Genomic DNA, 26,279 nt, shown 5'->3' on the forward strand with positions numbered 1-26,279 from the left:
TCCTTGGTTTTACCCTCACCCGACGCCTTCGGCGCCACCCTCTCCCGGGGCGGGAGAGGGGTTATGGTGACCATTTCCGGCCCTTAGCCAATCGTTAGGAGTAGAGGTCCAGCCTCCGCAGGATATCCCGCGCGGAGGGTGGCCTCTTGTCGACCGCATCGTCCTGGCTGCACGGCGCAGCCCTCTACCAGATCTATCCGTTGAGTTTCCTCGACGGCGACGGCGACGGCTGGGGCGACCTGGAGGGCGTGCTGGCCGGGCTTGACCACGTCGCCTCGCTGGGGGTGGACGGGGTCTGGCTGTGCCCGTTCTACCCGTCGCCGCTGAAGGACTTCGGCTACGACGTCGCCGACCACCGCGCCGTCGATCCGCGCCTGGGCGACCTTGCGGCGTTCGACCGGGTGCTGGCGCGGGCGCATGGGCTGGGGCTCAAGGTGCTGGTCGATCTGGTGTGCGGCCACACCTCGGACGAGCACCCGTGGTTCGCCGCCTCGCGCCGGTCGCGGCAGGGGGAGTTCGCCGACTGGTACGTCTGGGCCGACGCCCGGCCGGACGGCGCGCCGCCCAACAACTGGTTGTCGGTGTTCGGCGGGCCGGCGTGGACGTGGGAGCCGCGGCGGCGGCAGTACTATCTGCACCACTTCCTCGCCAGCCAGCCGGCGCTGAACCTGCACCACGAGCCGGCGCTGAACGGCGTGCTCGACACCGCCCGCTTCTGGTTGGAGCGCGGGGTGGACGGGTTCCGCATCGACGCGGTGGACTTCTTCGCGCACGACCCGGACCTCCGCTCCAACCCGGCCATGCCCTGGGAGGGGGAGCCGCCGCTGAAGCCCTTCGCCCTGCAGCGTCACCTCCACGACATGATGCACCCGTCGATCCACGCGGTGCTGGAGCGGCTGCGCGCCACGGTGGACGGCTATCCCGGCGCGGTGCTGCTCGGCGAGCTGTCGAGCCAGCCGGGGGCGGCGGAGCGCATCGCCTCGTACGGGGCGCCGGGGCGGCTGCACGCCGCCTACAGCCTCAGCCTCGCCAAGCAGCCGTTCTCGGCGCGGGCGCTGGCGGCGGCGCTGACCGGCACGCCGGACGCGCGGGCGATCTGCTGGAGCTTCTCCAACCACGACGTCGAGCGCGCGGTCAGCCGCTGGCTGCCGGAGGGCGCCGATTCCGGGCGCTTCGCGGCGCTGCTGGCCTCGCTGTTCTGCGCGCTGCCCGGCACGCTGTGCCTGTACCAGGGCGAGGAGCTGGCGCTGTCGCAGGCGGAGATCCCGCGCGAACGGTTGCGCGACCCGTTCGGCATCGCCTACTGGCCGGAGTTCAAGGGCCGCGACGGCTCCCGCACGCCGATGCCCTGGCGCGCCGCGGCGCCGCACGCCGGCTTCACCACCGCGTCCGAGGCGTGGCTGCCGGTGCCCGCGGCGCATCGGGTGCTGGCCGTCGACGCGCAGGAGCGCCGCTCCGGCACCCCGCTGGAGGTTTGGCGCGCCGCGCTGCGCCTGCGCCGCAACCACCGGGCGCTGTCCGTGGGGGCTCTTTCGGCGGTGGAGGCGAGGGGCGACGTGCTGTCCTTCGAGCGCTCGGCCGAGGGCGAAAGCCTGCTGGCCGTGTTCAACCTTGCCGACCGGCCGGCGGAGGTGGCGCTGGCACGCGGACAGATCCCGATCCCGCTCGTCCTGCCGGGGATGCCGGAGGTGGAGATCACGGGTGACGGCCGCGCGCTGGTGCTGCCGCCGCTGGGAGCGTTCCTCGGGCTGAAGCGGGCTTGAACGCCCTCCCCCCGCGCCGCGGGGGGAGGGACTGCCGCTCGCTCCGGGAATACTCCCCTGCCGATCGGCGTTCCTTCCAATGCACCGACCGTCCGGGAGGGGTAGCGGGGAACACCCGCGCGTCCGCCGGGTTCAATTCGTAGGTTCTTTCCGTCGGAGAAAGGCCGCATGACATCCGTGCAGTCCGCCGACCCAATTCCCGCCCGCGCCGCCGTGGCGCGTCTTGCGTTGCTGCATCCGGCGGCGGTGGCGGCGGCGCTCGCCTCGGCGCTGGCCGGGCACGCCGCGGCCGGCGCCCATCTGCCGGAGGGCGCGTCCGGGCTCGCGTGGATTCTCGGCGCGGCGGCGGCGCTGGGCCTGGCGAGCGGGGTGATGCAGGCGCCGGCGGTCGGGCGCGCCATGGGCGGGATCGCCGGCGGGCTGCTGCTCGGCGCCGTGGCGATGGCGGCGCAGGCGTCGGCCGGGGCGGGCGTGCTGGCCGCGGTGGCGGGGGCGCTGCTGGCGGCGCTGCATCTCGGCGGCGAGCGCAGCCCGTGGCTGGGGCCGCTGCTGTCGGGGCTGGCGTTCGGCGCGCTGTTCCTGCTGGGTGCCGCGGAGGAGCCGGCGGCGCTGGTGCCGGCCGCGCCGGCCGCGCTGGCGCCGGTGTGCTATGGCGCGGCCTTCGGCATCGTGCGGCACGGGCCGCTGTGGCGCGGCGACCAGCGGCCGGCGCTGCTGGCCATCGGGCTGCTGCTGACGGCGCTGCTGCTGCCGCTGACGTTGGGCTGGTTCGACGACTATGCGGGCATGAGCGCCCTGCCGTTCGCCGCCGTGCTGACGTGGTGGGTGCTGCCGGACTTCCTGTGGGGGGCGAGCGACCCGCGCCCGCTGCCGGTGCAGACGGCGCTGACCGCCGGCCGGCTCTCCGCCCCGGCGCTCGCCGCCGCGCTGGCCGCCGGCTTCGCCGGGACGGTCGCCGGGCTGACGCTGCTGCTGCTGGTGCCGCTGGCCGGGTTGCTGGAGCGGATGGTCGGCGGGCGGTAGCCCGATCACCCCACCGCGCGCAGGCTCGGCGAGCCGGAGGCCAGCCGCTCCCAGGTGAGCTGCCCCTTGCGGATCGCCTCGGCCAGCTCCGGGCGCTTGGCCAGCGCGTCGGCGGCGCGCGGGTCGCGGCTGCGCGACAGGGCCAGCGCCGCGGCCATCGCGGTGTCGACATCGGGGCCGTCCAGCTCCGCCGCCAGTTCATCCACGACATGGTTGCTCACCGCGTCGCCGGCCGCCTGCCAGAGATCGATGGGCACGCGCTGGCCGGAGGTCCGGCGCTGCCTGGCGAAGTCACGCAGCTCGTGCGCCAGCACCGGGTTGGCGCGCCGCTCCAGCCCGACGATGCCGGCGACGGCCACGCCTAGGAACACCGCCTTGAGGATCATGCGGTTCCAGCAGGGCTCGTCGAAGACGTCGGCGGGGTAGGGATTGAACAGCGCCACCGCCTCGAACAGCGCGCGGTCGTCGGCGCGCAGCGCCTCCTGCGCCCAGTGCAGGTGCCGGTCGGGGTAGGGCAGCAGGGGCAGGGCGCGGTACAGCGCCGCCGCCTGCACCCGGTCGCCGCCGCGCAGGATGTGGTTCAGCATGTCGCCGTAGGCCACCGGATCGCTGTCGTCGTAGACCAGCAGCAGGGTCGCCCGCGCCGCCTGGTCGGCGGTCCACAGGGTGGGGCGCCAGCCGGCGCGGGCGCGCTCGGCCTCGCTGCGGTCCTCCGGGCGCAGGCGCAGCAGGGACGTGCCGACCCGGCGCGGCGCCTGGGCCATCGCCGTGAAGAACGCCTCGTCCGGCGCCCCGTCGTTCAGCGCGTCGCGCTGGGTGTCCAGCCAGTCCACTCCCTCCGGCGGGGCTGCCGCCTTCAGCCATTGCCGCAGAAGCATCAGCACGTGTTGCGTGTCGACGGGGTGGTAGGGCATGGCGACGCTCCCGAAGGAACCTGGATTGGCCGGTAAACCGGACCTGTGCCGTGAAGGTTCCGAAAGGAGAATGGGAGTGCGCGCCCTGCTACCCCATTGTAGTAAGGATGCTTCGACCGCGAAGGGGAGGATCGGGATGCGACGGACGGCGCTGGCCTTGGTGTTCATGGTTGCCGGCATGGCGGCGGGCGCGCAGGCGGCGCCGCGGCACGCCATGGCGCTGTACGGCGAGCCGAAATACGGCCCCGACTTCACGCATTTCGACTACGTCAACCCCGACGCGCCGAAGGGCGGCAAGGTGACGACGACCTCCATCGGGTCGTTCGACACGCTGAACCCCTACACCATCAAGGGCGTGCCAGCCGCCGGGTTGGGGCTGACCTACGACACGCTGATGACCGGCTCGTCCGACGAGGCGTCGGTGGAGTACGGCCTGCTGGCCGAGAGCATCGACGTGGCGGACGACCGCTCCTCGGTGGTGTTCACGTTGCGCCCGCAGGCGCGCTGGCACGACGGCAAACCGGTGACGGCCGAGGACGTGGTCTTCTCCTTCAAGACGCTGACCGACGCGCACCCGCTGTACAAGAGCTACTACGCCCCGGTCGCCAAGGCCGAGGCGGAGGGCGAGCGCAAGGTGCGCTTCACCTTCAAGCCGGGCGACAACCACGAGCTGCCGCTGATCATCGGCCAGTTGCCGGTGCTGCCCAAGCATTACTGGGAGGGCCGGACCTTCAGCCAGGCGACGCTGGAGCCGCCGTTGGGCAGCGGTCCCTACAAGATCGCCGCGGTCGATCCCGGCCGCTCCATCACCTACGAGCGGGTGGCCGACTACTGGGGCAAGGATCTGGCGGTCAACCGCGGCCGCTACAACTTCGCCACCATGGCGTTCGAGTACTACCGCGACGCCACCGTCGCCCTGCAGGGCTTCCGCGGCGGGCTGGCCGACTTCCGGCAGGAGAACTCGGCCAAGGCCTGGGCGACCGACTACAGCTTCCCGGCGGTCAAGGAGGGCAAGGTCAAGGTCGAGGAGATCCCCAACAAGATCCCCTCGGGCATGCAGGCCTTCGTGTACAACACGCGGCGGCCGGTGTTCGCCGATTCCAAGGTGCGGCAGGCGATCGGCTACGCCTTCGACTTCGAATGGGCGAACGAGACGCTGTTCTACAAGGCGTACAAGCGCACCGACAGCTACTTCGAGAATTCCGACCTGCAGGCCGAGGGGCTGCCCGGGCCGCGCGAATTGAAACTGCTGGAGCCGCTGCGCGACAAGGTCCCGCCGGAGGTCTTCACCAAGCGCTACAAGCCGCCGAAGACCGAAGGGCAACAGGGCATCCGCAAGAGCCTGCTGGAGGCCAAGCGCCTGCTCGACGAGACCGACTGGGCGGTGAAGGACGGCACGCGGGTCAATCGGAAGACCGGCCAGCCGCTGGCCTTCGAGATCCTGCTCGACTCGCCGACCTTCGAGCGGGTGGCGCTGCCCTTCATCGAGAACCTCAAGCGCCTCGGCGTCCAGGCCAGCCTGCGCACGGTGGACACCACCCAGTACGAGAACCGCACCCGCGACTTCGACTTCGACATGATCGTCAACGTCTGGGGCCAGTCGCTGACGCCGGGCAACGAGCAGCGCGACTTCTGGGGCACCGACAGCGCCGACCGGCCGGGCAGCCGCAACTTCGCCGGCATCCGCAACCCGGCGGTGGACACGCTGATCGAGGCCATCGTCCGCGCCAGCACCAGGGAGGACCTGTACGCCGCGGTGGCGGCGCTGGACCGCGTGCTGCTGTGGAACCACTACGTCATTCCGCAGTGGCATTTCGGGGCCTTCCGCGTCGCCTACTGGACCCGGCTGAAGCGCCCGTCAGCCGTGCCGCCCTACGGGCTGGCCTTCGATGCGTGGTGGGCGGACGCCGGCGCGCATGCCGAGGGCGCGTCCGGTGGTGTGCCGCGCTGATTGGTCGCAACCGTTGGACGAAGTCTAATGTTCATGCCGCGCCGACCGGTAACTCGCTGTTAACTAAAATTTGCGAGAAACTTTCCTTAGACGGCGTAGTACTGGATTCACCGACAGGACATCTTACGGCATGGACCCGCTGACGACCGACCGGCCCGCCGCCGGGCACCTCAAGCTGATGGGTGGTTTGGACATGGACACGCTCGAGCAGGCACGCACCATCCTCGTGGTCGAGGACAACGTGTTGATGCGCAAGCTGTTCGTCCGCTGCCTGGAAGAAGGCGGCTACACCGTGATCGAGGCGGAGGACCCGCGCGACGTGGTGGAGCTGATGCTGGACGCCACGCCCGACATGGTGGTGATGGACATCGTCATGCCGGGCATGTCGGGGGTGGAGCTGATCAAGCTGATCCGCGGCGATTCGCGGCTGTCGAGGACGCCGGTGCTGGCGGTGACCAACCTCGCCACCCCGGCGGACAAGCGGCGCCTTGCCGATGCCGGGTTCAACGGCCATGTTTCCAAGCCGATCAAGCCGAAGGACTTCATCGCCACGGTCGGTTCCTTCTTCGGCACCGCGGCGGCGGAGCCGGCCTGACCCCACCCGGCCTGACCCCACCACGACGGAACGGATCCCCATGGCGCGCTATCTCGTCACCGGCGGCTGCGGCTTCATCGGCTCGCACCTGATCGAGCGGCTGCTGGCCGCAGGGCACGAGGTGCGGGTCCTCGACGACCTGTCCACCGGCAAGCGGGAGAACCTGCCCGCCGGCGTGCCGGTCACCGTCGGCACCGTCGCCGATCCGGCCGTGGTGGACGAGGCCATGCGGGGCGTGGACGGCTGCTTCCACCTCGCCGCCGTCGCCTCGGTCGAGCGCTCGCGCGAGGCGTGGCTGGAGACGCACCACACCAACCTGTCCGGCACCGTCGCGGTGTTCGACGCGGCGCGCCGCGCGCGCGCCGACGGCCCGGTGCCGGTGGTCTACGCCTCCTCCGCCGCCGTCTACGGCGACAACCCGGTGATGCCGCTGACCGAGGATGCCACGACGCGTCCGCTGTCCGCCTACGGCGCCGACAAGCTGGGCTGCGAGCTGCACGCCCGCGTCGCCGACGGGGTGCACGGCGTGCCGACGACCGGCTTCCGCTTCTTCAACGTCTACGGCCCGCGGCAGGACCCGAAGTCGCCCTATTCCGGCGTCATCTCCATCTTCGCCGGGCGCATCGCGCAGGGGCAGCCGATCACCATCAACGGCGACGGCGAGCAGGTGCGCGACTTCGTCTACGTGAAGGACCTCGTGCGCTGCCTGACCGCCGCCATGGACCGGCCGCAGGCCGGCGCCCCGGTCTACAACGTGTGCACCGGCAAGGCGACGTCGGTGAACCGGCTGGCCGAGGTGCTGGCGGAGCTGTCCGGCCGCTCCCTGGCGAAGAGCCACGGGCCGGCGCGGTCCGGCGACATCCGGGTCTCCATCGGCAACCCGGCGCGCCTGATCGCCGCCTTCGGCACGGCCTGCGAGACCGCCCTGGAGGACGGTCTGCGGGACACGCTGGCATGGCTGGGGTGAAACGGGCCCTGGCGGCCGCGGTTCTCGCCGGCATGACGCTCGCGGCGCCATCCCTCCGGGCCGAGACGCCCTGGGTCGTCTACTACGCCGACAAGGAGCCGCTGTCGGCCTTCGAGCCCTACAAACTCGTCGTCCTCGACAGCGAGCACCACCCGCCGCTGCGCCCGCTGAAGGAGCGCGGCAAGACGCTGCTCGGCTACATCAGCCTGGGCGAGGTGGAGAGCCACCGGCCCTGGTACGAGACGGTGAAGGGCTGGGGCATCCTGTCGGCGGAGAACCCGAACTGGCCCGGCAGCTTCTACGTCGACGTGCGCGACAAGCGCTGGACCGAGCTGGTCGTGGCCGAGCTGGTGCCGGCGCTGCTGCGCAAGGGCTTCGACGGGATCTTCCTCGACACGCTCGACAACCCGCCGCACCTGGAGCGCACCGATCCCAAGGCCTTCGCCGGCATGACCGAGGCGGCGGCGCGGCTGGTCACGGCGCTGCGCCGGCACTACCCGGGCATCCGCATCATGCAGAACCGGGCGTACGAGCTGCTGCCGCAGACGGCGGGCGTCATCGACTATGCGCTGGGCGAGTCCGTCACCGCCGGCTGGGACTTCGCCGGCGGCACGCCGCACCTGCAGCCGGCGGACGACACCGCCTTCCAGGTCGAGGCGCTGACCGCCGCCAAGCGCGCCAACCCGGCGCTGGAGGTGATGACGCTCGACTACTGGAATCCGGACGACGCGGCGGGCGTGGCGAGGCTCTACGCCACCGAACGCGCGCGCGGCTTCTCGCCCTACGTGGCAACGGTGGAGCTGGACCGCGTGGTGCGGGAGCCGAAGCCGTGACGGGCCGCGCCCTCGCCGCCCTCCTGCTGCTTCTCCTGACCGTCGTCCCCGCCGCGGCGCAGACCATGCCGCGCACCGTCCTCGCCCTGTACGACGGCCGCGAGGAGCCGAAGATCAAGCAGTCGCGCATCCACTCCATGGTGGAGATGCCGCTCAACCACCTCGGCCTGACGGTGGCGTACTGGGACGTGGCGAACGGCCTGCCGGACCCGGCCGCCTATCCCGACCTGCGCGGCGTCGTCACGTGGTTCGCCAGCGAGCCGTTCGACGATCCGCCGGCCTACGTGGCGTGGCTGGGCTCCCTGACCGAGCGCGGCGTGCGCATCGCCGTGCTCGGCCAGTACGGCGTGCGCGCGGCGCGCGGCGGCAAGGCGATGCCGATGGCGCTGGTCAACCGCTTTCTCCGGACCTTCGGTCTGTTCGACGACGAGGGTTATTCGGATCTCACCTACCGCTCGCGCCCGGTGGTGCAGGACCCGGCGCTCGTCGGGTTCGAGCGCAAGCTGGACGGCGTCCTGCCCGGCTATCCGCGGCTGCGGCTGCTGGACGGCCGCTTCACCTCGCACCTCGTCATGCGGCGCGCCGACGATCCGGCGACGGACAGCCACCTGATCGTCACCGGCCCGGGCGGCGGTCTGGTCACCGAAGGCTATGCCCGCTACTTCGACCCGGAATCGCTGCGCAAGCGCTGGATCATCGACCCGTTCGCCTTCTTCCGCCGGGTGTTCGCCACCGACGACCTGCCCAAGCCGGACGTCACCACGCTGTCCGGCCGCCGGATGTACTTCAGCCACATCGACGGCGACGGGTGGCGCAACGTTACCGAGGTGAAGCCCTACGCCGAGCAGTCCCGCCTCGCCGCCGAGGTGGTGCTGAAGGAGGCGATCGAGGCGCACCCCGACCTGCCGGTCACCGTGGCACCGATCGTCGGCGACCTCGACGCCGGGTGGAAGGGAACGCCGCAGGCGCTCGCCGCCGCCAGGCGCCTGTTCGCCCTGCCGCAGGTGGAGCCGGCGAGCCACACCTGGACCCACCCGTTCTTCTGGGGCTTCTTCAAGGACTACGACCCGTCCAGGGAGGAGGAGTTCCGGGACCGGGCGCCGGCGCGCAAGGGCGGCTTCCTCGCCCGCTTCCGCAAGGGCGGGGCGGACGACCACTACGAGAACGTCGGTGAGGTGGCGGAATCCGCTCCCGGCGCGGACATCGGGCGCTACGCCGTGCCGCGCGCCTTCCTGCAGACGCCGTTCGACCTCAGGCAGGAGATCGGCGGCTCGCTGGACTATTTCTCCCGGCTGGCGCCGGAGGGCAAGGCGGCGCGGCTGATCCAGTGGCCGGGCGACACCACGCCCTTCGAGGCGGCGGTCACCGAGACGCGCCGGGCGGGTGCGCGCAACATGAACGGCGGCGACACCCGCTACGACCCGGAGTATCCGTCGCTCACCTCGGTGTCGCCCATCGGCGTGCCGGTGGGGGCGGAGCGGCAGATCTACTCCGCCGCCAGCAACGAGAACACCTACACCGACCTGTGGAGCAGCCGCTTCTTCGGCTTCCAGAACCTGCTGCACACCGTGCGCGGCACCGAGACGCCGGTGCGGCTCAAGCCGTTCAACATCTACTACCACATGTATTCCGGCCAGAAGCTGGCCAGCGTCAACGCGCTGAAGAAGAACCTCGCCTTTGCTGAAGCCGCGGAGCTGGCGCCGGTCACCGCCACCGCCTACGCCGCCATCGCCGACGGCTTCTACACGACGCGGCTGGTGGCCGAGGGGCCGGGGCGCTGGCGCGTGGTGGACCGCGGCGACCTCGCGACGCTGCGCTTCGACCGCGCGGTGTTCCGCGGCGTGGACTTCGCCCGCTCGTCGGGCGTGATCGGCCAGCGCCACCACCAAGGCAGCCTCTACGTGGCGCTCGACCCCGCGGTGGCGGAGCCGGTGGTGGCGCTGGCCGACATCGACCGCGCCGACGCCGATCCCGCCGCGCCCCGGCCCTATCTGGTGCAGGGGCGCTGGGCGCTGGCCGGGCTGTCCCTGGATGGCGGCGGCTTCACGGTGCGGGCGCAGGGGTTCGGTCCCGGCGCGATGGCGTGGCGGGTGCCGGAGGCCGGCCGCTGGACGATCGTCGCCGAGCGCGACGGCCGCACGCTGTGGCAGGGCGCCGCCGAGGCCGGGGCGGACGGGCGGCTGGCGGTCACGGTCGCCACGGGAGCGGAGGTTCCGCTGACGCTGCGCTTCGCGCGCGAGGGGCGCTGATCCCATGCGCGCCAACCTCCTGGTCGTCGTGCTGGTGCTGCTGGCGGGCATCGCGGTCAGCCTGCTGCTGATCCCGCGCGGCAGCGAACTGGCCCTGCAGCGCTTCCGCGACCAGGAGTTCGCCCCGGCGCTCGCCGCCTACGAGGCGCGCTACGCCCAGGGCGACCGCACCGCGGGAACGGTGATGCCGCTGACCCGGCTGTATCTGGCCGACGGCAGCGTCGAGCGGGCCATTGCGCTGATGGAGGGCTACGTCGCCCACGAGCCGGCGCAGCTGGAGGCGCGCGAGCTGCTCGGCACGCTGTACAAGCACGCCCAGCGCCCGTTCGACTATCTGGACAACCTGGAGGCCATCGCGCGCCTGAAGCCGTCGGACGCCGTCCTCCGCGAGCTGGCCGACGCCTACGCCTATTACGGCGAGTTCGACCGGCAGGCGGAGGCGCTGAAGCGCCTCGTGGCGCTGCGGCCCGACGACGCCGAGGCGTCGGTCGATCTCGGCCAGCTGCTCGCAGCGCGCGGCCGGCTCGCCGAGGCGGCCGGGACGCTGGCCGCGGCCGACGACCGCAAGAACGGCGGCATCGAGTACGACGGGCGCGTGCTGCTGACCAGCCTGCTGCTCGACCTCGACCGCGCCGACGAGGCGTTCCGCCGGGCCGAGCGCTGGCTGACCGGCGACCCGCCGAGCTACGCCATCCTCAGCCTCACCGGCCTGATGATGGAGATCGGCCGCCCCGACCACGCCTACCGCCTGATCGCCCCCTTCGCCGAGCGGGCCAGCCGCGAGCCGGCGCTGGAACTGACGCTGATCGACCTGGAGATCGCCCAGGGCCGCGTCGAGGCGGCGCAGCGCCAGCTGCGCGCCTGGGCCGGGGGCAAGCCGATCGACGACGCGTCCCTCGGCCGCTTCGTCGCGCTGAGCATCAACGCCGGGCAGACGCGCCTCGCCTTCGACGTGGCGCGCCGGCGCGACCTGCGCCTGCTCCCCGACTGGGCGCTGGTGTCGCTGGCCGAGACCGCCTACCGCGGCCAGGACCGCCCGTTCCTCGACCGCCTGATCGACGAGCTGGGCGACACGTTCCTGGCGGAACGCCCGCTGCTGGCCGGCGAGATCGCCTGGGCGCGCGGCGACCGCGGGGCGGCGGCGCGCTGGGCCGGGCGGGCGTTGGCCGACCGCGACAGCACCTTCGCCGAGCGGCTGAGCGCCACCCGCCTGCTCACCCGAACCGGCCCGAAGGAGCGGGCCGTCGCGGAGTTCGACCGGCTGGCGCCCGACTCCCGCGTGCCCGACGATCTGCTGGAGGAGCTGGGCCTGCTGTTCCTCGACCTCGACCGCGTCAAGGAGGGGCTGGCGTGGTTCGAGGCGCGGCGCGCGGCGCGGCCGTCGAACGGCGCCGACCTCGGCTGGGTGCGGCTGGCCGCCAGGGCCGGCGACGCCGACGCGGTGGCGGCGTGGCTGGACGCGCACCCGCGCCTCGATGCGGGCCTGTTGCAGGACGTCGCATCGCTGGCCGCCGAGCGCGGCGCCGCGGCGCTGGCGGTCAAGGCGGCCGAGCGGGTGTACGCCCAGGCGCCGACGCCGCGCAGTCGGCTGGCGCTCGCCAACGCGCTGGTTGCCGCCGGCCGGCCGAAGGACGCGCTGGGCCACCTGCGCGCGCTGGTCGCCGAGGGGGCGGCGCCGGACGTGCTGGCGCTGTACGTCACGGCGCTCGCCGGGGCGGGCGAGGTGGCGGAGCTGGCCCGCGCGGTGACGGCCCGCCTGGACGACCCGGCGGTCGGCGAGGCGGAGAAGGACCAGCTCGTCCAGACGCTGATCGACGGGCGGGCGTACCGGGCGGCGCTGCCGTACGTGCGGGCGCGGGCCGAGACGCGCGGGATGGAGTGGGTGTACGCGTACGCCGACCTCGCCGCCAGGGCGGGGGCGGTCGACGAGCTGGCCGGCTTCCTGGCGGCGGCGCTGGAGCGGCCGGGCCTCGACCCGAAGGCGCGCGACGCGATGGCCGGCCTGCTGGTGGACACCGCCGGGCCGGCCAAGGCGCTGCCGGCGCTGAAGCGCCTCGCCGACGCCGCGCCGGCCGGGCCGTGGGAGAGCCTGTACCGCGAGACCCTCGGCAAGCTGGGCCGCAGGGACGAGCTGCGCCGCCACCTGCTGGCCCGCGCCGGTGATGAGCGCATGCCGGCGCAGGACCGCCGCGGCATCGCCTTCACCCTGCTGGAGATGGGCGAGCGGGCGGCGGCCGAGGCGACCTTCCGCGCGCTGGCGGCCAAGCAGGGCATCGACGGGCCGGACGTGCGGCAACTGCTGTTCCTGTGGGGACCGCGGCCGGGCGGGGTGGCGCTCGACTGGCTGGAGGCGCGCGCCCGCGCCGCGGCGCCGGCCGAGCAGGGCGCGTGGTACGACAAGCTGGCTGAACTGGGCGGGGCCAAGCGCGTCGCCGCGGCGCTGGCGGCGCGCGGCAACGAGGGCGCGCTGCGCGGCCCCTACATCGAGGCCCTGGCAAACGCCGGCAAGCCGGCCGAGCTGGGCGCCGCGGTGCGCGCCGCGGTGCCCGGCGAGCGCGACCCGGAGAAGCTGCGCCGCTGGGCTCGCCTCGCCGAGCGCGAGAAGCAGACCGCGGCGGCCGGCGAGGCGTGGCGGGCGGTGCTGGCGCTGCGGCCGGACGACGCCGAGGCGCTGCGGCAGGTCGGCATGACCGCCTACGGCGAGGCGCGCTTCGCCGACGCGGAGCGGACGCTCGGTCGGCTGCTGGCGCGCTCCGAGGGCGATTACGAGGCCAACTACTTCCTGGGCGAGGCGCTGGTCGCCCAGAAGCGGCCGAAGGAGGCCGAGCCCTTCCTGCGCCGCGCGCTGGCGCAGGTCCAGGCGATGCCGAACCGCAGCGACGCGGTGCGCCAGACCGAGGCCAATCTGCTGCACCGCCTGGGCCGTATAGACGAGTCCGTCGCCCTGTTCGGCGCGCTGCTGCGCGCCCGCCCCAACGACCGCCAACTGCGAGCCGACTACGCCGCCATGCTCATCGAGAACCGCCGGTTGGAGGAGGCGCGCCATGTGCTGGGTCCGTAGCGCGGCGCTCGCCACGATGCTGCTGGCGGCCACGCCCGCGCACGCGCAGATGCGCATCGCCGCCGAGCGGCAGGAGGCCGCCGCTTCGCTCGTCCTGTCCTGGCCCGGCGCGGTGAAGGCCGAGCACGCGCAGGACGGGCGCGAGCTGACGCTGCGCTTCAGCAAGCCCATCGGCGACGCGCGCGTGGACGCCATCGCCGAGCGGCTGTCCGGCTGGGTGGACGGCGTGCAGTACGGCTACGACAGCCTGCTGCTGGTGCTGGCGCCGGACGTCGCCGCCACGGTCGGCGTGGACCGCGACGGGGTGCGCGTCGCCTTCGCCCCCGCCCCGCGCGCCGCCGCGCCCAGCGCCCCCAGTGCCGAAGACCAGACGGCGGAGCGCCGGCTCGACTATTTCCGCGCCGTGACGATGATGGAGGACGGCCGCGTCGGCGCGGCGCGCACGCTGCTTGGCACCATGCTGGAGCACGACCCGGCGGACCGCGAGGCGGTCGACCTGCTGGCCCAGGTGGCGGAACGGCAGGGGCGCTGGCGCGAGGCGGTGGCGCTGTACGGCCGCGCCCTGAACCTCAGCCCCGACAACAAGCCGGCGCTCGACGCCCGCAAGCGCCTGCTGCGCGAGTACGGCGACCAGACGCGGCTCGACTTCGACCTGTTCCATGTGAAGAACGCCGACGTGCAGCGGATCACCCGGCTGACCGGCAACCAGGACGTCGGCTGGAACAGCACCCTGCGCTACGCCATCGAGCGCCGCACGCTGGACGTCGACCAGGCGCGCCAGGCCGACGGCCGGCTCGAACCGTTCCATGGCCAGCGCCTGCGCGGCGAGATGAGCCTGCTGCACGACTGGGACAACCTCGACCAGTCGAGGCTCACCCTGTTCGCTGCGCCGCGGACGCTGGGCGTCGGCATCGGCCACGACCTGCGCGACACCACGGGGCAAACGCGCTTCAGCCTCGGGTTCAGCGAGCCGACCTACGCCTTCGTCGAGGGCATCGTCAACGCCGGCCGGCGCGACCGGCTGTGGGTCTTGCGCGAGCAGCGTCTCTCGGAGCGCTGGGGGGCCACCCTGGGCGGGGCGCTCAACCGCTACGGCCTGGCCGGGCAGGGCGATCTGGCGCGCTCGGCGTCGGTGGAGGGATCACTGCGCTACACCTTCTGGGTGGAGCGGCCGATCGCCTCGCTGGCCTACGTGCTGGATGCGGAGTACGTCGGCCGCCGCGTCGAGCGCTTCGATCCGCTGGGCAACCTCTACGTCCCGCTGCCGGTGGCGCGGCGCGAGGTGCACTCGCTGCAGGTGGCGCTCGAGGACAGCTACGACGGCGGCTTCCGCTATGCGCTGCAGGCGGGCTGGTCGTACGACCGCTTCAGCAAGGGCGGGCCGTTCGCCGCCGGGACGCTCGGGTACGAAATGCTGGACGGGCTGGAGAGCGGCCTGCGCGCCAGCCACACCATCAGCACCACCCGCGGCACCGGCAGCACCGTGAACGCGGTGGGGGGGTACCTGCTGTGGCGGCATTAACCACTTGCTATCCGTGCCGCTTTAAGACTGGTCGGATGCACGCGACGCGGACCTTGCACGCATGAGCAGCGCCTCCACCCTCGATCCGGATCCGACGCCGGACGCCGCCCCCGCGGTGCGCGACGACGCGCCGGCGCGCCTGCTGGGCTTCCGCCGGGCGGCGCTGGTCGAACTGGTGCTGTTCTTCGGCGCCGCCCTGGCGGTGGACACGCTGCTGCTGGCCGGCGGGCGGTTCGAGGGGCTCCAGCCGCACCCGTTCTGGGTGCCGGTGCTGCTGCTGGCCGTGCAGTACGGCACCGGCGAGGGCGTGCTGGCGGCCATCGCCGCCACCCTGGCGCTGCGGGTCGGCAACATGCCGGAGCAGCTGATCTCGCAGGACTTCTACCAGTACCTCTACGCCGTCAGCCGGGAGCCGATCCTGTGGCTGGTCGCCGCGGTGCTGTTCGGCGAGCTGCGCATGCGCCAGCTGCGCGAGCGCGAGGAGCTTCGCGCCGGCATGGACCTCGCGCGCAAGGAGGCGGACGCCATCGCGCGCTCCTACCGCCAGCTGAAGACGGTGAAGGAAAGCCTGGAGACCCGCGTCGCCGGCCAGCTGCGCACCGTCTTCACGCTCTACCAGGCCGCCAAGTCCATCGACAAGCTGGACGAGGGCGAGATTATGCTGGGCGTCGCCGACCTGATCCGCACCGTGATGAAGCCGGACAAGTTCTCGCTGTTCCTGCTCAACAACGACGTGCTGGAGTCGGTCACCAACGACGGCTGGGAGGACGACGACAGCTACGCCCGCTGGTTCGACGCCGGCTCGCCGATCTTCGAGACGGTGGTGGGGCGCCAGCGCTTCCTGTGCGTGGCGCGCACCGAGGACGAGCGCATCCTGCAGGGCGAGGGCATCCTCGCCGGCCCGCTGCTCAGCGAGGACACCGGCACCGTGGTCGGCATGGTGAAGATCGAGAGCCTGGGGTTCATGGACCTCAGCGTCAACAGCGTCGAGAACTTCCGCATCCTGTGCGAATGGATCGGCACCGCGCTCGGCAAGGCGCGGCAGTACCGCGAGGCGGCGGCGCAGCGCGTCACCACCGAGGACGGCGCGCTCTACACCTCCGACTACATCGGCCGGCAGGCGGCGTTCCTCGGGCATCTCGGACGCCGGCTGGGCTTCGAGACGACGATGGTGACCATCAAGCCGTCGGGCATGGCGCGCCTCAGCGCACACCAGCGCCATGAGGTGGCGGCGGCCATCGGCAAGGCGGTGCGCGCGAGCCTGCGCGACACCGACCTCGCCGGCGATTTCGGCAACAGCGGCACCGTCTACGGCGTGGTGCTGCCCGGCACCCCGGTGGAGCAGGCGCGGGTGGTCGCCGCCAAGCTGGAGACCGCCGTGCGCGCCGCCCTGCCGCGCCCGCTGGCCGGCGTGCGCATCGAGTTCATCGCCGAACGCGTGGGGGAGGGATGATGGAGGGCTTGTTCACTCCCTCCCCCGCCCCCGGCGGGGGAGGGTCAGGGTGGGGGCTACGGCCTCCCGCGCAGGCCGCTGCCCCCACCCTGACCCTCCCCCAGCGGGGCTGGGGGAGGGAAGCATGACCGACGCCCTTCTCCCCAACGAGGCCCCGCGCCTCGGCAGCGCGGAGTTCGTCGCCGTGGCGCTCCTCGCGCAGGGCGCCGAGGCCGGCGTCACGCTGCTGACGCTGGGAGTCTGGCCGGTGCCGGGGGCAGCATACGGCGGCATCGCCGGGCATCTCGGGCTGACGGTGCTGCTGGCGTTGTGGCTGCCGTGGCGGCGCCGGCGCGGGCTGGATGTGCGGCTGCCCGGGCTGCTGGCGGTGACCACGCTGTTCCTCGGGCCGATGGGGCCGGCGGCGACGCTGGGCTGCGCGCTGCTGTTCGCGGTCTTCAGCCGCTACGCCATGGGCTTCCAGGACTGGTACCTGTCGCTGTTCCCGGAGAGCCAGATCGAGCCGGCGCAGGAGCTGTACGAGCTGATCGTCTCGGGCCGCGAGCAGGCGCACCTCGCCGCCGCGGAGTCCTTCACCGACGTGATGGCGGTCGGCACGCCGCAGCAGAAGCAGGCGGTGATCGCGCTGGTGGCGCGGCACTTCCGCCCGGCCTTCACGCCGGCGCTGAAGCTGGGGCTGTCCGACGCCGACCCCTCGGTCCGCGTCCAGGCGGCCACCGCCACCGCGCGCGTGGAGCACGAGTTCAACGAGCGCTGGCAGAGCCTCGACAAGGCGGTGGCCAGCAACCCGCAGGACGTGACGACGCGCGTCGCGCTGGCCCGGCATCTGGACGACTACGCGTTCTGCGGCCTGCTCGACGCCAACCGCGAGGCCGAGGTGCGGCAGAAGGCGCTGGACGGCTACCGCGCCTGCGTCGCCATGGCGCCGGACGACGACGAGATCCGCCACGACTTCGGCCGGCTGCTGCTGCGCCTCGACCTCGTGGAAGAGGCCGCCGACACGCTGGAGTCGCTGGTCGCCAGCGCCTCGGACCGCCGGCTGCTGGTGTGGTACGCGGAAAGCCTGTTCCGCCTGGGCCGCTTCGCCGACCTGCGCGCGCTGTGCGCGCGGCGGCCGGAGATCCTCGGGCCGGACGCGGAGCTGCCGGACACGCTGCGGGGCGTGATCGGGCTCTGGAACGGGCTCGCGGAGGCCGCATGACGGACACCGCAGACGTCTGCCTGCTGATGGAGGGATCGTACCCGTACGTGGCGGGCGGCGTGTCCACCTGGACGCACGACCTCATCAAGGCGCACCCGGACCTGACCTTCCACGTGGTGGCGCTGGTCGCCGACCGCAGCACCCGCAAGCTCGCCTACGAACTGCCGGCCAACGTCACCGGGATGACCCACGTCTACCTGCAGGACCCGGACCCCGGCTGGCCGTGGGTGCCCGGCCAGGGCGAGCTGTTCCGCCGGCTGGAGGAGCCGCTGCGCCGCCTCCAGCAGGGCGGCGGGCTGGCCGAGGTGGCCGCGGTGGCCAAGCTGCTGGCGCCCAAGCGCGGGCGGACCGGCCGGCGGGTGCTGCTGAACTCCGAGGACGCGTTCCGCATGGTGGTGCGGCTGTACGAGGGGACGCTGCCGGACGCCTCGTTCCTGGAGTATTTCTGGGGCCTGCGGGCGCTGATGGGCGGGCTGTTCGCCACCATGCTGGCGCCGATGCCGAAGGCGCGGGTGTACCACGCCATCTCCACCGGCTACGCCGGGCTGTTCGCCGCGCGGGCCAAGCTGGAGACCGGGCGCCCGGTGCTGCTGACCGAGCACGGCATCTACACCAACGAGCGCCGTATCGAGATCCTGATGGCCGAATGGCTGTTCGAGGGCGCCGACGTCAGCCTGTCGGTGGACAAGAAGAAGCGCGACCTGCGCGACCTCTGGCTCGACACCTTCGCCAGCTATTCGAAGGCCTGCTACGACGCCTGCGACCGCATCCTCACGCTGTACGGCGGCAACCAGGAGTTCCAGCGCCGCCAGGGCGCCGACCCGGCGAAGCTGACGATCATCCCGAACGGCATCGACTACGCCGGCTACAGCAAGGTCGTGCGCGACACGGCTCCCCGGTCGCCGACCATCGCGCTGATCGGCCGCGTGGTGCCGATCAAGGACGTGAAGACCTACATCCGCGCCGCCGGCATCCTGCGCGAGGACATCCCCGACCTGAAGGCGATGATCCTTGGGCCCCTGGAGGAAGACCCGCAGTACGTCGAGGAGTGCCGCACCATCGTCGCCCACCTGGGCCTGGAGGACACGGTGATCTTCGCCGGCCGCGTGAAACTGACCGACTGGCTCGGCAAGGTCGACGCCATCGCGCTGACCTCGGTGTCCGAGGCGCAGCCGCTGGTGATCCTGGAGGCCGGGGCGTCCGGCGTGCCGACCGTGGCGACCGACGTCGGCTCCTGCTCCGAACTCCTCCTCGGCCGGCCGGACGAGGAGCCGCCGCTGGGGGCGGGCGGCGCCATCACCGCGCTGGCGTCGCCGCTGGAGACGGCGCGCGAGCTGCGCGCGCTGCTGCTCGACCCGATCTGGCGCGAGCGCTGCGCCGCGGCGATCAAGGAGCGGGTGCGGCTCCATTACGACAAGGTGGAGATCGACCGCATCTACCGCGCCCTCTACGACGAGCACATTGTCCTGCCAGACACCAAGGTGGAGGCCGCCTGATGGCCGGCATCGGCTTCACGCTGCGCAAGCTGGCGCGCCGCGACGACCTGCTGGGCGTGCTGCAGGGCTACGCGCATTCCGCCTTCATCTCCTCGGGGCCGTGGATGTTCACTATCCTGGCCATCGCCGGCATCAACCTCGTCGGCCGCGACGTGGCGCCGGAAGCCGAGCTGATGCTGTTCCGCGTCGTCATCATCTACAACTTCTGCTTCTCGGTGGTGCTGACCGGGCCGCTGGTGCTGATCGCCACGCGCTACCTCGCCGACGCCATCTACCTGAAGCAGGTGGACACCGCGCCCGGCATGCTGCTGGCCAACCTGGGCGTGGCGTACGGGCTGGCGGCGCTGACGGCGGGGCCGTTCTACCTGTTCCTCAGCGACCTGCCGCCGGCGATGATGCACGCCGCGCTGGTCAACTTCTTCCTGGTCTGCGGCATCTGGGTGGTGTCGATCTTCCTGTCGGCGCTGAAGGACTACGTGATGGTCACCACGGCGTTCGGCGCGGGCATGCTGCTGAGCTTCCTGGCGACCATCGGCCTGGGCGTGGCCTTCGGCGGGACCGGCATGGTGTGGGGCGGCAACATCGGGCTGGCCGGCATCCAGTTCGCGCTGATCGCCCGCGTGTTCGCCGAGTACCCGTACAAGGTGGCGCGCATCTTCGCCTTCCTGTCCTACTTCCGGCGCTACTGGGACCTGGCGCTGATCGGGCTGGTCGGCAACCTGGCGGTCTGGGTGGACAAGTGGATCATGTGGAGCGCGCCGGAGCGCGAGGTGGTGACCGGCTCCATGGTTATCTACACCGCCTACGACAGCGCCATGTTCATCGCCTGCCTGACCATCGTGCCGGCGCTGACGATGTTCACCGTCAACGTCGAGACCCGCTTCTTCGAGCGCTACCAGGCCTTCTACCGCGACATCCAGCAGCACGCGACCTACGCCCAGATCGCGCGGAACCACAAGGCGATCATCCGCGCGCTGCTGGAGAGTGCGCGCAACCTCGTCATCCTGCAGGGCGCGGTGTGCGCCATCACCATCTTCCTGGCGCCGACCCTCGTCAGCGCGCTGGGGCTGAGCTACACGCAGATCGGCATGTTCCGCTTCGGCACGCTGGGGGCGTTCTTCCAGGTGCTGTTCATGTTCACCAGCATCATCCTGGCCTACTTCGACCTGCGGCTGCGGAACCTGTTCGTCCAGGTCTTCTATCTGGTCGCCAACGCCGGGCTGACCACGCTGTTCAGCGAACTGGGCTTCGCGTGGTACGGCTACGGCTACTTCCTGGCGTCGCTGCTGGCCTTCGCGCTGGCCTACCTGCTGGCGGCGGACGCGCTGCGCCGGTTGCCGTTCATCGCCTTCGTCGCCAACAACCCGTCGGTACGATGATGCGGAGGCTGTGCGCCGGACTGCTGCTCCTTGCCACGCCCGCCCTGGCCGAGCAGCAGCCGGAGCGCACCGATCCAGCCCACCAGCGCGGCATCCTGAACCTGTACGTGACCCCGCAGCCCCCGCCGCCGCGCACGCGGATCAAGCGCGCGCAGGTCGTCTACCGCCTGCCGAAGGACGTGCCGGAACTGGCGAAGCTGGACGCCAAGCTGTCGGAGCTGTGCCGACGCGGCGCGTTCGTCCAGGAGACGAACGGCTTCTACTGGGCGCGCACGCCCAAGCGCACCTTCGGCGTGGCGTTCTCCGGCGGTGCCAACCTCGTGGACCCGCAGAACAAGCGCAAGCCGGGGAAGGTGTACTTCTTCGAGGAGCCGGAGGGGATGTGCAGCGTGTGGGTCGGCGATCAGGCCAAGCTGATGCCGCACTATGTGGGGCCGCTGCCGGGGGATTGAGGACGCTATTGCCTTTCCTCTGGCCGTCATGGCCGGGCTTGACCCGGCCATCCACGTGCAAACTTGAGCACCTCCGCGTGGATGCCCGGGTCAAGCCCGGGCATGACGGCCAGAGAGGTGGGTTACTGCGCCAGGAACTTCGCGATCGTATCCCCGGCCTTGGCGATGTTGAACAGCCCGTCCAGGTGGCCCATCGGACCGGTGATCGCCTCGCTGTACTCGACCTTGGTGGTCTTGCCGAGCCTGTCCTTCAGCGACCGCAGGTTCTCGTCCGGGAAGAACACGATGTCGTTGGCCGAGGGGATCAGCAGCACCGGCATCTTCAGCTTCGCCAAGCCCTCCTCCAGCGAGCCGCCGTGCCCGGTGACGAAGGTCTGGTTGGCCTTCACCAGATAGAGGAAGTGGTTGGCGTCGCTGGTCGCGGCGCGGGCGGTCGCGGCCTTGTCGAGGAAGGCCTCCACCTCGAACTGGTTGGCCATCGCCGCGCGCGGGTCCTTGCCCTCCTCGGCGAACCTGCGGCCGAACTTGCCGTCGAACCACTGCCAGTAGTTGGCCTGCAGCGTCACCACCTTCAGCGCCTCGGCGAGGCCCTTCACCGGCTCCGCCTTGCCGTAGTAGTCGCCGTTGTTCCAGTTCGGGTCGAGCCTGATCGGCGCCGCCCAGACGTTCAGCCAGGCGATCAGGAAGGCGTTGGCCTCCGCGCCGCCGATCACCGGGACGACGCGCTTGACCATCTCCGGATGCGCCGCCCCCCACTCGAACGCCTGGAGCGAGCCCATGGAGGCGCCCATCACCGCGTGCAGGGTCTTGATGCCCAGGCTCTCGACCAGCGCCTTCTGCACCTCCACGAAGTCGCGGATGGTGACGACGGGGAAGGTCATGCCCCAGGGCTTGCCGGTGTCGGGGTTGATGCTGGCCGGGCCGGTGGTGACCACGTTCGGGTCCTTGGCGCCCAGGTTGACCAGCGTGTCGGAGCTGATGATGAAGTATTTGTCGGTGTCCAGCGGCTTGCCGGGGCCGATGATGGCGTCCCAGTAGCCGGGCGCCTTGTCCTCGGCCTTGTACTTGCCGGCGGCGTGCGAGGTGCCGCTGAAGTAATGGGTGACGAGGATGGCGTTGTCCTTGGCGGTGTTGAGGGTGCCGTAGCTCTCCCAACCGATTCGCACGTTCTTGATGGTCTCGCTGCCGAGCGTCGTGTAGCTCGGCATCTCGAAGACCTTCTTCTCGACGATGCCATCGTAGGCGAAGGCGGGCGCACCGAAGACCAGCCCGGCGGCCACCGCCAGGCTTCCCAACGCCCAAACCATTCTGCGCATGCAGTTTTCTCCCGTATCCGGATGATCGACGTGTCTTGGAGCGTCGGATCCTGTTTATCGTTTTTGGGAAAGTCTACGCGGGCAATCCCGCTTGTCCAGCCGGGCGAAGGGCAGGGGCGGCGGCTGTGACACGCAGCGTGTTGCTTCCACTTTCGTGCCGCGCCGAAGAGTGGTAAGACCAAAGCCCCTTCTTATCTGGGGGGAAAACCGTCTCGTCCGGAAGCCGTCATGTCCTTGCGTCGCACCGACTCCTTTGGGTATCAGGTCAACTATCTCGGCCGTCTGTTCACGCGGGCGCTGGAGCGGCGGCTGGGCCAGCACGGGCTGTTCCCCGGCCAGATGCCGGCGCTGTTGGCCCTGTGGGAACGCGAGGGGATCAGCCAGGCGGAACTCTGCCGCATCGTCCAGGTCGAGCAGCCGACCATGGCGAACACGCTGAACCGCATGGAACGCGACGACCTGATCCGCCGCGAACCGGATCCGGAGGACCGCCGCCGCGTGCTGATCTTCCTGACCGACCGGGCCCGCGCGCTGGAGGAGTCGGTGACGGCGCTGGCCCGCGACGCCAGCGACGCCGCCGCCCAAGGCCTCGACGATGGGGAGAAGGGCGAGGCGATGCGTCTGCTGGGGCTGCTGATCGCCAATCTGGAGCGCGACGTCGGCGTCTGATACCCCCCCCCTGCGACTTTGCACGTTCGAGGGTGGCTTTTGGGGTCGCCCCAGAGGAAACCCTTGCGCATGCGCAGAGCCCATGCACCTTTCTGGCAGGTCTCGAAGGGTCAGGGTGCGGGCATGGACGACACGCGGCGGGCGCTGCTGCGCTGGATGACCGGCGTCATGGAGGCGCACGGCTGGAGCGCCGGCGCCTGGGCGCGGGCGGCCGGGGTGACGCCGACCAACCTCACCCGCTTTCTGCGCGATCCGGTGAACGCCAGCCTGCCCAGCGCCGACACCATCGGCCGGCTGGCCCGCGTCGCCGGGTCGGAGCCGCGCTTCCTCGACGACGGCGCCCATCCGGCGGTGTGCCGGGTGCCGCTGCTCGACCTCGACCAGGTGCGCGCGCTGATGGCGCTGGGCCGGCGGGCGGGGGAGGCATACCTCGCCGCGGCGCTGCGCGACGGCAACCCCTGCGTGGCGGTGGACCGCCCGGCCTCGCGCCGTGCCTTCGCGCTGAAGATCGGCTCGCGCAGCCTGAACGCGGCGGGGGTGCTGCCCAACGACCGGGTGGTGCTGGAGCCGCCCGACCTGCTGCCGCCGAAGCCCGGCGATGTGGTGGTCACCGTGTCGGACCACACCGTGTGCGGCTACCGTTTCTTTCCGCCGCACCTGCTGCCGGTGTCCACCGACCCCGACTGTTCGCCGACGCCCATTGATGACGCCCACGTGGCGGGCGTGGCGGTGCATGTGGTGCGGGCTCTGAAAGAGTGACGCTCCCTAACCGTCATGCCTGGGCGTGACGATCTGGAGGATGTCAAAGGACAAGGGAAGCTCAAGCTTCGCCATTCCATTTTCCCACTCGAATCTTCGATCCTTCGGACCTTACGGCCACGCTACAGGTTCTCTTTTTGTTCTTGAACGATGCGAAAAAGCAGCCATATTTAGGGTCCGGCGCCATGGTTAACGCCGGAGTGACTGCGAACTCGCATCGGGCGGCGTGGCATGGCGATTACGGAGCAGCAGAAGGCCTTGCGGGCCGGGCGGATCGGGTCGTCCGACGCCGGCCGCGTGATGGCCGGCGACTGGCTCGCGCTGTGGCGCGAGAAGACCGGGCGTGCCGAGCCGGCCAACCTCGATCTGGTGGCCGCCGTGCAGATCGGCATCGCCACCGAGCACCTGCACCCACGTTTCGTCGAGCACGCCACCGGCATTCCCTGCATCGCCGCCGAGGACACCGCCGTCCATCCCGAGCACGCGTGGCTGGTCGCCCACCCGGACTTCCTGAGCTGGGACGGCGAACCGGTCGGCGCGCCGGACACGTTGGTGGAGGCGAAGTTCTCCGGCGGCTTCCAGTCGGACGCGGAGCTGGCGCAGCGCTACCACTGGCAACTCCAGCACCAGTTCCTGGCGACCGGGATGCAGCGCGGGCTGCTGTCGATCCTGCGGCCGACCGGGCACTCGCTGATGCGGGTGCGGCGCTCGGAGGTGGAGTGCGACCGGCTGCTCGCCAATCTCCAGGCCTTCTGGTGGCACGTGGCGAACGGCGTGGAGCCGAGCGATCCGCTGCCCGCCGACGCGCCGCGCTACGAGACGCTGCGGGTGGTGAGCATGGAGCGGCACAACCGCTTCGCCGCGCTCGCCGCCACGCTGGTGGAGCGCCGCCCGGCGGCGCTGGAGTGCCGCGAGGCGGAAGCCGCCCTGAAGGCGCTGATGCCGGCCGACGCCAAGGTGGCGTTCGTCGCCGGCCTGTACCTCGCGCGCGACCGCGAGGGCCGCTTGAGCCTGCGCTACGGCGAGCCGCCCCGGCGGGCGCTGGAGCGCGTGGAGATCTGGGAACCGGCTCTGTCCCCTGACCTCAGCCTGTCCGCCGTGCTGGACGGGGGCTGGGGTGAGGGGAAAGACGAACAGCTTGTATAGGGGATCCCCGCGATGGGACGTATGAGCAAGACCGACACCGTGGCCGAGACCGGGAAGGCCGAGACCAAGGTTGAGACGCCCGCCGGCAAAGTGGTGCGCCTCGACAACCTCGACCTGTGGAACCGGCTGAAGCGGACCGACCCGAAGGCCACCAAGCCGTTCACCCGGGCCGGCGGCTTCCGCGGCACGCAGATCGACCCGACCTGGCGCTTCCAGATGATGACCGAGGTGTTCGGCCCGGTCGGCAAGGGCTGGGGCTACGAGCAGATGGACTGGACCATCGCCGAGCGCATGATCTTCATCTGCGCCCGCGTCTGGTACATCGACCCGACCTCCGGCGAGACGTGCTGGACCGGCCCGCAGTGGGGCGGCACGGAGATGGTGCGCCGGCGCAACGGCATCGAGGCGCCGGACGACGAGTGCTTCAAGATGTCGATGACCGATGCGGTGGGGAAGTGCCTGCTGCAGATCGGTCTCGCCGCCGACGTCTACATGGGGCAGTTCGACGACTCCAAGTACCGCGAGGAGTCGGAAGCCTTCTTCGCCGCCAAGGCCAACCCGGACCTGCAGCCGGAGGCGATCGCCGCCTTCGAGGCGGAGGTGAAGACGCGCCTGAACGCCTGCCTCGACCTCGACGACCTGGAGGAGGTCTGGCGCGCCGGCGTCGGCACCCGGCTGCGCGAGATCGGCGCGGTGGACAAGGCGGCGCAGCACCGCATCACCGGCCTGTTCGCCCAGAAGAAGACCGAGATCATCAAGCGCGAGGAGTCCCGCGAAGCCGCGGAGTAACGCCCATGGCAACCGCCAACGCCGAACGCTCCCCCAGCGGCCTGTTCCGCATGGCCGCCTGGGAGGGCGACATGGAACGACGCCACGCCCAGATGCCGCGCTGGTACTGGGACCGCGCCCAGCGGCACCGCCAGTTCGTCCGCTGGGTGGAGGCCGAGGCCGAGGGCATGGCGATGCAGCTGTCCTACCACCTGCGCCCCGACACCCCGGCCGACACGGCCGGCGCGGTGCGCCGGATGGTGGACCTGCTGGCCCGCGACGCCGAGTGGGCGCGTCATGTGGAGGAACTCCAGCCGGCGGAAAGGGCCGCCTGACATGAGAAGGACCACGAAAGCCATGACCATCGAGGAGGTCCGGGCCCGACTGCGCGCGGCGCACGCCCGCATCGGGAACGAGGGCCGCTTCGCCCTCACCCTGTCGCTGACCGGCCCCCCCGGCGGGGCCGAGGAGGCGTACCTGACGCACTGGTTCCGCCCCGACCCCTACGCCTTCGAGGACTGCAAGGCGGTGGGGTCCGGGACGGTCGCGGAATGCCTGGCGGCGCTGGAGCGCTACGCCGCCGGCTACCGGCGCCAGCCGACCTTCAACGAGGTCGGCCGCACGCTGGGCCTCGTTCCACCCGCCGTGGACGGGGACCACGAGCCCGGGGGGCACCGCTTCCTGGTGGCGGCGGAATGAGCTGACGCTCCACTGTAGACTCTCCATCCTGGCCCCTTCCCTGCTCCCGCGGGGAGGGGCTTT

The 26,279-nt window shown here is 71.5% G+C and carries 22 protein-coding genes; 20 read left to right on the plus strand and 2 right to left on the minus strand.

What is annotated here, in order from left to right:
- Positions 1 to 146 precede the first annotated feature (146 nt).
- Positions 147 to 1,763, plus strand: a complete 1,617-nt coding sequence (locus tag TSO221_RS20925) for an alpha-glucosidase family protein (protein ID WP_109120458.1) — start codon at positions 147 to 149, stop codon at positions 1,761 to 1,763.
- Between the two features lie 168 nt (positions 1,764 to 1,931).
- Positions 1,932 to 2,786, plus strand: a complete 855-nt coding sequence (locus tag TSO221_RS20930) for a hypothetical protein (RefSeq protein ID WP_109120459.1) — start codon at positions 1,932 to 1,934, stop codon at positions 2,784 to 2,786.
- Positions 2,787 to 2,791: 5 nt separating this feature from the next.
- Here the strand turns inward: TSO221_RS20930 and TSO221_RS20935 are convergent, their stop codons facing one another.
- Positions 2,792 to 3,700, minus strand: coding sequence for an EboA domain-containing protein (locus TSO221_RS20935; protein WP_109120460.1), 909 nt, complete (start codon positions 3,698 to 3,700; stop codon positions 2,792 to 2,794).
- A gap of 136 nt (positions 3,701 to 3,836) precedes the next feature.
- On the opposite strand from TSO221_RS20935, the gene TSO221_RS20940 reads away from it, so the two are divergent.
- From TSO221_RS20940 to TSO221_RS20995, 12 genes are all read left to right on the plus strand, one after another.
- The gene (locus tag TSO221_RS20940; protein ID WP_109120461.1) at positions 3,837 to 5,651 is read left to right on the plus strand and encodes an extracellular solute-binding protein; all 1,815 of its coding nucleotides are present in this window, start codon (positions 3,837 to 3,839) and stop codon (positions 5,649 to 5,651) included.
- A 130-nt stretch (positions 5,652 to 5,781) separates the two neighbouring features.
- Entirely contained in the window at positions 5,782 to 6,246 is a 465-nt protein-coding gene (locus TSO221_RS20945) for a response regulator (protein WP_247878158.1), read from the plus strand.
- A gap of 40 nt (positions 6,247 to 6,286) precedes the next feature.
- Positions 6,287 to 7,213 carry an NAD-dependent epimerase/dehydratase family protein gene (locus tag TSO221_RS20950; RefSeq protein ID WP_109120462.1) on the plus strand — a complete coding sequence of 309 codons (927 nt, stop codon included), beginning with the start codon at positions 6,287 to 6,289 and terminating at the stop codon, positions 7,211 to 7,213.
- Positions 7,201 to 8,046: an endo alpha-1,4 polygalactosaminidase gene (locus TSO221_RS20955; protein ID WP_109120463.1), complete on the plus strand. Its 846-nt coding sequence runs from the start codon at positions 7,201 to 7,203 to the stop codon at positions 8,044 to 8,046. Before TSO221_RS20950 ends, TSO221_RS20955 begins: the two co-directional genes overlap by 13 nt.
- Positions 8,043 to 10,295: a hypothetical protein gene (locus tag TSO221_RS20960; protein ID WP_109120464.1), complete on the plus strand. Its 2,253-nt coding sequence runs from the start codon at positions 8,043 to 8,045 to the stop codon at positions 10,293 to 10,295. The genes TSO221_RS20955 and TSO221_RS20960 overlap by 4 nt, the downstream gene beginning before the upstream one ends.
- Positions 10,296 to 10,299: 4 nt before the next feature.
- Complete coding sequence (locus tag TSO221_RS20965) at positions 10,300 to 13,356, plus strand: tetratricopeptide repeat protein (RefSeq protein WP_109120465.1); 3,057 nt, start codon at positions 10,300 to 10,302, stop codon at positions 13,354 to 13,356.
- The gene (locus TSO221_RS20970) at positions 13,340 to 14,878 is read left to right on the plus strand and encodes a tetratricopeptide repeat protein (RefSeq protein WP_109120466.1); all 1,539 of its coding nucleotides are present in this window, start codon (positions 13,340 to 13,342) and stop codon (positions 14,876 to 14,878) included. The genes TSO221_RS20965 and TSO221_RS20970 overlap by 17 nt, the downstream gene beginning before the upstream one ends.
- Before the next feature lie 61 nt (positions 14,879 to 14,939).
- Entirely contained in the window at positions 14,940 to 16,331 is a 1,392-nt protein-coding gene (locus tag TSO221_RS20975; RefSeq protein ID WP_109120467.1) for a GAF domain-containing protein, read from the plus strand.
- 124 nt (positions 16,332 to 16,455) lie between these two features.
- Positions 16,456 to 17,532: a hypothetical protein gene (locus tag TSO221_RS20980; RefSeq protein WP_199229553.1), complete on the plus strand. Its 1,077-nt coding sequence runs from the start codon at positions 16,456 to 16,458 to the stop codon at positions 17,530 to 17,532.
- Positions 17,529 to 19,028: a GT4 family glycosyltransferase PelF gene (pelF, locus tag TSO221_RS20985; protein WP_109120468.1), complete on the plus strand. Its 1,500-nt coding sequence runs from the start codon at positions 17,529 to 17,531 to the stop codon at positions 19,026 to 19,028. The genes TSO221_RS20980 and pelF overlap by 4 nt, the downstream gene beginning before the upstream one ends.
- Complete coding sequence (gene pelG / locus TSO221_RS20990; protein WP_109120469.1) at positions 19,028 to 20,407, plus strand: exopolysaccharide Pel transporter PelG; 1,380 nt, start codon at positions 19,028 to 19,030, stop codon at positions 20,405 to 20,407. The genes pelF and pelG overlap by 1 nt, the downstream gene beginning before the upstream one ends.
- Positions 20,404 to 20,859, plus strand: coding sequence for a hypothetical protein (locus tag TSO221_RS20995; protein ID WP_109120470.1), 456 nt, complete (start codon positions 20,404 to 20,406; stop codon positions 20,857 to 20,859). Before pelG ends, TSO221_RS20995 begins: the two co-directional genes overlap by 4 nt.
- A gap of 122 nt (positions 20,860 to 20,981) precedes the next feature.
- Here TSO221_RS20995 and TSO221_RS21000 read toward each other — a convergent pair whose 3' ends face one another.
- Positions 20,982 to 22,175: a homoserine O-acetyltransferase gene (locus TSO221_RS21000; protein ID WP_109120471.1), complete on the minus strand. Its 1,194-nt coding sequence runs from the start codon at positions 22,173 to 22,175 to the stop codon at positions 20,982 to 20,984.
- Positions 22,176 to 22,403: 228 nt separating this feature from the next.
- On the opposite strand from TSO221_RS21000, the gene TSO221_RS21005 reads away from it, so the two are divergent.
- The 6 genes from TSO221_RS21005 to TSO221_RS21030 all read left to right on the plus strand — a co-directional run bounded on the left by TSO221_RS21005 (position 22,404) and on the right by TSO221_RS21030 (position 26,216).
- Positions 22,404 to 22,844, plus strand: a complete 441-nt coding sequence (locus tag TSO221_RS21005) for a MarR family transcriptional regulator (RefSeq protein WP_109120472.1) — start codon at positions 22,404 to 22,406, stop codon at positions 22,842 to 22,844.
- 123 nt (positions 22,845 to 22,967) lie between these two features.
- Positions 22,968 to 23,603, plus strand: a complete 636-nt coding sequence (locus TSO221_RS21010) for a hypothetical protein (RefSeq protein ID WP_109120473.1) — start codon at positions 22,968 to 22,970, stop codon at positions 23,601 to 23,603.
- Between the two features lie 231 nt (positions 23,604 to 23,834).
- Entirely contained in the window at positions 23,835 to 24,749 is a 915-nt protein-coding gene (locus TSO221_RS21015) for a YqaJ viral recombinase family protein (RefSeq protein WP_109120474.1), read from the plus strand.
- 21 nt (positions 24,750 to 24,770) lie between these two features.
- The gene (locus TSO221_RS21020) at positions 24,771 to 25,538 is read left to right on the plus strand and encodes a hypothetical protein (RefSeq protein ID WP_247878159.1); all 768 of its coding nucleotides are present in this window, start codon (positions 24,771 to 24,773) and stop codon (positions 25,536 to 25,538) included.
- A 5-nt stretch (positions 25,539 to 25,543) separates the two neighbouring features.
- The gene (locus TSO221_RS21025; RefSeq protein ID WP_247878160.1) at positions 25,544 to 25,852 is read left to right on the plus strand and encodes a hypothetical protein; all 309 of its coding nucleotides are present in this window, start codon (positions 25,544 to 25,546) and stop codon (positions 25,850 to 25,852) included.
- Between the two features lie 22 nt (positions 25,853 to 25,874).
- On the plus strand, positions 25,875 to 26,216 hold the full coding sequence (locus tag TSO221_RS21030) for a hypothetical protein (protein ID WP_109120476.1): 342 nt from the start codon (positions 25,875 to 25,877) through the stop codon (positions 26,214 to 26,216).
- Positions 26,217 to 26,279: the final 63 nt, after the last annotated feature.

Origin of the sequence: Azospirillum sp. TSO22-1, from assembly GCF_003116015.1 — a bacterium.
GTDB lineage: Bacteria > Pseudomonadota > Alphaproteobacteria > Azospirillales > Azospirillaceae > Azospirillum.

Excerpts from the sequence above, each read along its gene's own strand:
- TSO221_RS20930 (WP_109120459.1), top strand. The coding sequence starts at position 1,932 with ATGACATCCGTGCAGTCCGCCGACCCAATTCCCGCCCGCGCCGCCGTG.
- TSO221_RS20935 (WP_109120460.1), bottom strand. The coding sequence starts at position 3,700 with ATGCCCTACCACCCCGTCGACACGCAACACGTGCTGATGCTTCTGCGG.
- TSO221_RS20940 (WP_109120461.1), top strand. The coding sequence starts at position 3,837 with ATGCGACGGACGGCGCTGGCCTTGGTGTTCATGGTTGCCGGCATGGCG.
- TSO221_RS20945 (WP_247878158.1), top strand. The coding sequence starts at position 5,782 with ATGGACCCGCTGACGACCGACCGGCCCGCCGCCGGGCACCTCAAGCTG.
- TSO221_RS20950 (WP_109120462.1), top strand. The coding sequence starts at position 6,287 with ATGGCGCGCTATCTCGTCACCGGCGGCTGCGGCTTCATCGGCTCGCAC.
- TSO221_RS20955 (WP_109120463.1), top strand. The coding sequence starts at position 7,201 with ATGGCTGGGGTGAAACGGGCCCTGGCGGCCGCGGTTCTCGCCGGCATG.
- TSO221_RS20965 (WP_109120465.1), top strand. The coding sequence starts at position 10,300 with ATGCGCGCCAACCTCCTGGTCGTCGTGCTGGTGCTGCTGGCGGGCATC.
- TSO221_RS20970 (WP_109120466.1), top strand. The coding sequence starts at position 13,340 with ATGTGCTGGGTCCGTAGCGCGGCGCTCGCCACGATGCTGCTGGCGGCC.
- TSO221_RS20975 (WP_109120467.1), top strand. The coding sequence starts at position 14,940 with ATGAGCAGCGCCTCCACCCTCGATCCGGATCCGACGCCGGACGCCGCC.
- TSO221_RS20980 (WP_199229553.1), top strand. The coding sequence starts at position 16,456 with ATGACCGACGCCCTTCTCCCCAACGAGGCCCCGCGCCTCGGCAGCGCG.
- pelF (WP_109120468.1), top strand. The coding sequence starts at position 17,529 with ATGACGGACACCGCAGACGTCTGCCTGCTGATGGAGGGATCGTACCCG.
- pelG (WP_109120469.1), top strand. The coding sequence starts at position 19,028 with ATGGCCGGCATCGGCTTCACGCTGCGCAAGCTGGCGCGCCGCGACGAC.
- TSO221_RS20995 (WP_109120470.1), top strand. The coding sequence starts at position 20,404 with ATGATGCGGAGGCTGTGCGCCGGACTGCTGCTCCTTGCCACGCCCGCC.
- TSO221_RS21000 (WP_109120471.1), bottom strand. The coding sequence starts at position 22,175 with ATGCGCAGAATGGTTTGGGCGTTGGGAAGCCTGGCGGTGGCCGCCGGG.
- TSO221_RS21005 (WP_109120472.1), top strand. The coding sequence starts at position 22,404 with ATGTCCTTGCGTCGCACCGACTCCTTTGGGTATCAGGTCAACTATCTC.
- TSO221_RS21010 (WP_109120473.1), top strand. The coding sequence starts at position 22,968 with ATGGACGACACGCGGCGGGCGCTGCTGCGCTGGATGACCGGCGTCATG.
- TSO221_RS21015 (WP_109120474.1), top strand. The coding sequence starts at position 23,835 with ATGGCGATTACGGAGCAGCAGAAGGCCTTGCGGGCCGGGCGGATCGGG.
- TSO221_RS21020 (WP_247878159.1), top strand. The coding sequence starts at position 24,771 with ATGAGCAAGACCGACACCGTGGCCGAGACCGGGAAGGCCGAGACCAAG.
- TSO221_RS21025 (WP_247878160.1), top strand. The coding sequence starts at position 25,544 with ATGGCAACCGCCAACGCCGAACGCTCCCCCAGCGGCCTGTTCCGCATG.
- TSO221_RS21030 (WP_109120476.1), top strand. The coding sequence starts at position 25,875 with ATGACCATCGAGGAGGTCCGGGCCCGACTGCGCGCGGCGCACGCCCGC.